Raw genomic sequence first — 5270 nt, 5'->3', positions numbered from 1 at the left:
GCCGAGGTCCACGCCCGTCGAGGCGTCCGCCGGGTCCGGCCAGCGGGTGGTGACGACCTTGCCGCGGGTGTAGAAGTGGACGCCGTCACCTCGCGCTGGTCGCGGCGGCCGGCGCGGTCTTCTCCCCGTACGACGCCCTGCGCCACGTCCTCGCCGCGCTCGTCGCACTCGGCGCGGCCGAGGTGCTGCTGCGCCGCTGCGTCCGCCGCTTCGGCGGGGTGACCGGCGACGTCTTCGGCGGGGTGGCGGAGGTGGCGGGCACAGTCACGCTGGTGGCGCTGAGCCTGGGGTGAGGCGCGGGGCGGAGGGCCGCCCCGGTGGCCGTACCCGCCCCCCGGCTGTCCGGATCACCCCCCTCCTGAGGAAGCACGGCGACGCGCTCTCCGGCTTCACCAAGGTGACGATGGATCTCACGCTCGGCGGCTACGGCACGTCCGCACCGAAGGACTCCCCCACCGGCACCGTCCGCACGGCGAGCAAGGACGTCCTGCCCCCGTGGGACGTCCGGGAGGACGGCTGCGCCGACTTCGACACCGGCCGGCGGCCGGCCCACCTCGTCGTCGGCGTGCCCTGCTCCGGGCCGTACGACGTCCGGGTCGTCCACCGGCTCCCGCTGGGACCGGGCGACTCGGCCGAGGACACCCGGTTCCGCGCGGACACCGCCTGCTCGTTCGCGCTCGACGCCTCCCGGCCCTCCTGGCTGCCCGCGAAAGCCGAGACCTGGGCCTGGTGGACGCCCGAACCCCAAGGCGGCGCCGGGAAGGGGCGGGTGACCTGTTACATGACGAACGATCGGGACAATGCCTGATCAACTCACCTCCGGGGTAGGGAGTTTCCATCCGGAATCCACCCCGGTACGGCGGCGCGCGGGCCCGCCCGCCGTCCGTACCGCCGCGCCGCCAGGCCGGGAGAACCACGCCGCCGTGGGCGAATCCGGCAGGCGAGCGTAGGCTCCTGTCCGGCGCTCGTCGGGCCGAAATACGATACGGCGGGCACGGTCGGCCCATCCCACGACCGCCAACGAACTCAACGGAAGCGAGATTTCACCACCGTGACTGCTCTCACTCTCAGCACCGCCGGCGCGGCCACGCTGCGCGCCGACGCCGTCGTGGTCGGCGTCGCCAAGTCCGGCAAGACGCTGGTCGTGGCCCCGGGCGCCGAGGCCGTCGACCAGGCTTTCGACGGCGCTCTCGCCGCCGTCCTGGAGACTCTGGGCGCCACCGGCGCCGAGGGTGAGGCGACCAAGGTGCCCGCCCCGGCCGGTCTGAAGGCCCCGCTCGTCCTCGCCATCGGTCTCGGCACCCTGGCCGAGGACGACAAGGACGGCTCGGGCTTCACCACCGAGGCGCTGCGCCGCGCGGCCGGCACCGCCGCCCGGATCCTCGCCGGTGCGAAGAAGGCCGCGTTCGCGCTGCCGATCGGCTCCCCCGAGGACGCCACCGCGATCGGTGAGGGCGCGCTGCTCGGCGCGTACTCCTACACCGCGTGGAAGGAGGACGCCGAGGACGCCAAGAAGCCGCTGGCCGAGGTCGCCCTGCTCGGCGCCAAGCCCCGCGACAAGGCCTACAAGGCCGCCGCCGAGCGCGCCCTGGCGGTCGCCGAGGAGATCAACCGCGCCCGCGACCTGGTCAACGCGCCGCCGAACGACCTGACCCCGGCCTCGTTCGCCGCCGTCGCGCAGGCCGCCGGCAAGGAGCACGGCCTGAAGGTCCAGGTGCTCGACGAGAAGGCGCTCGCCAAGGGCGGCTACGGCGGCATCCTGGGCGTCGGCGCCGGTTCGGCGAACCCGCCCCGCCTGGTCAAGGTCGCGTACACGCACCCGAAGGCGGAGAAGACGCTCGCCCTGGTCGGCAAGGGCATCACCTACGACTCGGGCGGCATCTCCCTGAAGCCGGCCGGTCACAACGAGACGATGAAGTGCGACATGGCCGGCGCCGCCGCCGTGTTCGCCGCCGTCGTCTCCGCCGCCCGCCTCGGCCTCGCCGTCAACGTCACGGGCTGGCTGGCGCTCGCCGAGAACATGCCGTCCGGCACCGCCACCCGCCCGGGTGACGTGCTGCGCATGTACAGCGGCAAGACCGTCGAGGTCCTCAACACCGACGCCGAGGGCCGTCTCGTCCTCGCGGACGCGCTGACCCGTGCCTCCGAGGAGGAGCCGGACGCGATCGTCGACGTGGCCACCCTGACCGGTGCCATGGTCCTCGCGCTCGGCGACCGCACCTTCGGCGTCATGGCCAACGACGACGACTTCCGTACCGCGATCCACGAGACCGCGACCGAGGTCGGCGAGCCGTCCTGGCCGATGCCGCTCCCCGCCGACCTGCGCAAGGGCATGAACTCCCCGACCGCCGACATCGCCAACATGGGCGAGCGGATGGGCGGCGGCCTGGTGGCCGGTCTGTTCCTGCAGGAGTTCGTGGGCAAGGGCATCACCTGGGCCCACCTGGACATCGCGGGTCCGGCCTTCCACGAGAGCGCCCCGTACGGCTACACCCACAAGGGCGGCACCGGCTCCTCGGTGCGCACCCTGGTGCGTCTCGCCGAGCGCACCGCCGACGGCGAGATCTGAGGCCGACGGGAAAGCCGGGAAGCCGGCGGACTCGGGGGCGGGGCCGGTATCCGGACCCGCCCTCCGGTCCGGCTTCCCCTCCCTTCGGATCCCTTCCGAGTCCTTTCCGGGTCCTTTCCGGGTCCTTTCCGGGGCCTTTTTGAGCCCCTTCCGGATCCCTTCCGGGACCTTCCCCGGCTGTTCCTGAGCCCTTCCCGACCGGCCCCCGCGCTTCCCGCCCGGGGGCCGGTCGGCGTTCCCGGCGTGTTCGCCCGCGACGAAATCCGCAGGTTCACCCATGTGACGCAGCCCTCCGTACGGACGATCCGCCGTCCCGGAGCACGGCCCCGCGTCCCGCCACCCGCCAACAAGTGCGAAGATGGGTTCTCGGCAGGACAGGGCCCCCACCACAGGGCCGACGAAAAGCGGCGGCCGGACACTGAGCCGCCGCCGGTCAGCACGACCGGCGACGAGCGCATATGCATGGAGGACGTGACGTGGCGAACGACGCCAGCACCGTTTTCGACCTAGTGATCCTCGGCGGCGGTAGCGGCGGCTACGCCGCGGCGCTGCGCGGAGCGCAGCTGGGCCTGGACGTCGCACTGATCGAGAAGAACAAGCTCGGCGGCACCTGCCTGCACAACGGTTGCATCCCGACGAAGGCCCTGCTCCACGCCGGCGAGGTCGCCGACACGGCGCGCGAGGCGGAGCAGTTCGGTGTCAAGACCTCCTTCGAGGGCATCGACATCAAGGCCGTGCACAAGTACAAGGACGACGTGATCGCCGGCCTGTACAAGGGTCTGCAGGGTCTCGTCGCCTCCCGCAAGGTGACGTACATCGAGGGCACCGGCCACCTGTCGTCCCCGACCTCCGTCGACGTCGACGGCCGCCGCGTCGAGGGCCGTCACGTCCTGCTCGCCACCGGTTCCGTGCCGAAGTCGCTGCCCGGTCTGGAGATCGACGGCAACCGGATCATCACCTCGGACCACGCGCTCACCCTGGACCGGGTGCCGGAGTCCGCGATCATCCTCGGCGGCGGCGTCATCGGCGTCGAGTTCGCCTCGGCGTGGAAGTCCTTCGGCACCGACGTCACGGTCATCGAGGGCATGAAGCACCTCGTCCCGGTCGAGGACGAGAACAGCTCCAAGCTGCTGGAGCGCGCCTTCCGCAAGCGTGGCATCAAGTTCAACCTCGGCACCTTCTTCCAGTCGGCCGAGTACACCGAGAACGGTGTGAAGGTCACCCTGGCCGACGGCAAGACCTTCGAGGCCGAGGTGCTGCTGGTCGCCATCGGCCGCGGCCCGGTCTCCGCCGGTCTCGGTTACGAGGAGCAGGGCGTCGCGATGGACCGCGGCTACGTCCTGGTCGACGAGTACATGCGTACCAACGTGCCCACCATCTCCGCGGTCGGCGACCTCGTCCCGACCCTCCAGCTCGCGCACGTCGGCTTCGCCGAGGGCATCCTGGTGGCGGAGCGGCTCGCCGGTCTGAAGCCGGTTCCGGTCGACTACGACGGCGTGCCGCGGGTGACCTACTGCCACCCGGAGGTCGCCTCCGTCGGCATCACCGAGGCCAAGGCCAAGGAGATCTACGGCGCGGACAAGGTCGTGGCCCTGAAGTACAACCTCGCGGGCAACGGCAAGAGCAAGATCCTGAAGACCGCGGGCGAGATCAAGCTCGTCCAGGTCAAGGACGGTGCCGTGGTCGGCGTCCACATGGTCGGTGACCGCATGGGCGAGCAGGTCGGCGAGGCGCAGCTGATCTACAACTGGGAGGCGCTGCCGGCCGAGGTCGCGCAGCTCATCCACGCCCACCCGACGCAGAACGAGGCGCTCGGCGAGGCCCACCTGGCCCTGGCCGGCAAGCCTCTGCACTCCCACGACTGACGCTCACGTCATCCAAGGGCGCGACGACCACTTTCCGCAATTCGTTAGGAGCAACTGAAACCATGTCGGTTTCCGTAACCCTGCCGGCGCTCGGCGAGAGCGTCACCGAGGGCACCGTCACCCGCTGGCTCAAGGCCGAGGGCGAGCGTGTCGAGGCCGACGAGCCGCTGCTCGAGGTCTCGACCGACAAGGTCGACACCGAGATCCCCGCCCCCGCCTCGGGCATCCTGGCCTCCATCAAGGTCGCCGAGGACGAGACGGTCGAGGTCGGCGCCGAGCTGGCCATCATCGACGACGGCACCGGTGCCCCGGCCGCCGCCCCGGCCCCCGCCGCCGAGGCCGCTCCGGCTCCGGCCGCCGCCCCGGCTCCGGCCCCGGTCGCCGAGGCCCCCGCCGCTCCGGCCGCCCCGGCCCCCGTGGCCGAGGCTCCGGCCGCCGCTCCGGCCGGTGCCGCCGAGGGCACCGACGTCGTTCTCCCGGCGCTCGGCGAGTCCGTCACCGAGGGCACCGTCACCCGCTGGCTGAAGTCGGTCGGCGACACCGTCACGGCCGACGAGCCGCTGCTCGAGGTCTCCACGGACAAGGTCGACACCGAGATCCCGGCCCCGGCCTCCGGTGTGCTGCTCGAGATCACCGTCGCCGAGGACGAGACCGCCGAGGTCGGCGCCAAGCTGGCCGTCATCGGTGTCGGGGGTGCCGCTCCGGCCGCCCCGGCCCCGGTCGCCGCCCCGGCCCCCGTGGCCGCTCCGGCCCCCGTGGTCACCACGGCCTGCGTGTAGGCGAGTTGGGCGTAGTCGTCGAAGCCGGGGTCGCGGTCGCCGAGCACCCGGTCGAGT

The 5270-nt window shown here is 72.3% G+C and carries 3 protein-coding genes and 2 pseudogenes; all 5 read left to right on the top strand.

What is annotated here, in order from left to right; translation table 11 throughout:
- Positions 1-89: 89 nt before the first annotated feature.
- Positions 90-293 (top strand): annotated as a pseudogene (locus tag ABZ990_RS31015) (adenosylcobinamide-GDP ribazoletransferase); the annotation flags it as partial.
- A gap of 110 nt (positions 294-403) precedes the next feature.
- On the top strand, positions 404-808 hold the full coding sequence (locus ABZ990_RS31010) for a hypothetical protein (protein WP_361238909.1): 405 nt from the start codon (positions 404-406) through the stop codon (positions 806-808).
- A gap of 243 nt (positions 809-1051) precedes the next feature.
- A complete protein-coding gene (locus ABZ990_RS31005; protein ID WP_361238906.1) occupies positions 1052-2569 on the top strand; it encodes a leucyl aminopeptidase in 1518 nt (505 codons plus the stop codon).
- 476 nt (positions 2570-3045) lie between these two features.
- Positions 3046-4434 (top strand): dihydrolipoyl dehydrogenase, encoded by a 1389-nt coding sequence (gene lpdA / locus ABZ990_RS31000; protein ID WP_361238903.1) that lies wholly within the window; start codon positions 3046-3048, stop codon positions 4432-4434.
- 62 nt (positions 4435-4496) lie between these two features.
- A pseudogene (locus ABZ990_RS30995) lies at positions 4497-5189 on the top strand (biotin/lipoyl-containing protein); the annotation flags it as partial.
- Positions 5190-5270 lie beyond the last annotated feature (81 nt).

Source organism: Streptomyces sp. NPDC046203 (genome assembly GCF_040646255.1).
Classification (GTDB): Bacteria; Actinomycetota; Actinomycetes; order Streptomycetales; family Streptomycetaceae; genus Streptomyces.
Note: the sequence above shows the minus strand (reverse complement) of the source record. Positions and strands in the feature narration are given on the sequence as shown.

Excerpts from the sequence above, each read along its gene's own strand:
- ABZ990_RS31010 (WP_361238909.1), top strand. The coding sequence starts at position 404 with ATGGATCTCACGCTCGGCGGCTACGGCACGTCCGCACCGAAGGACTCC.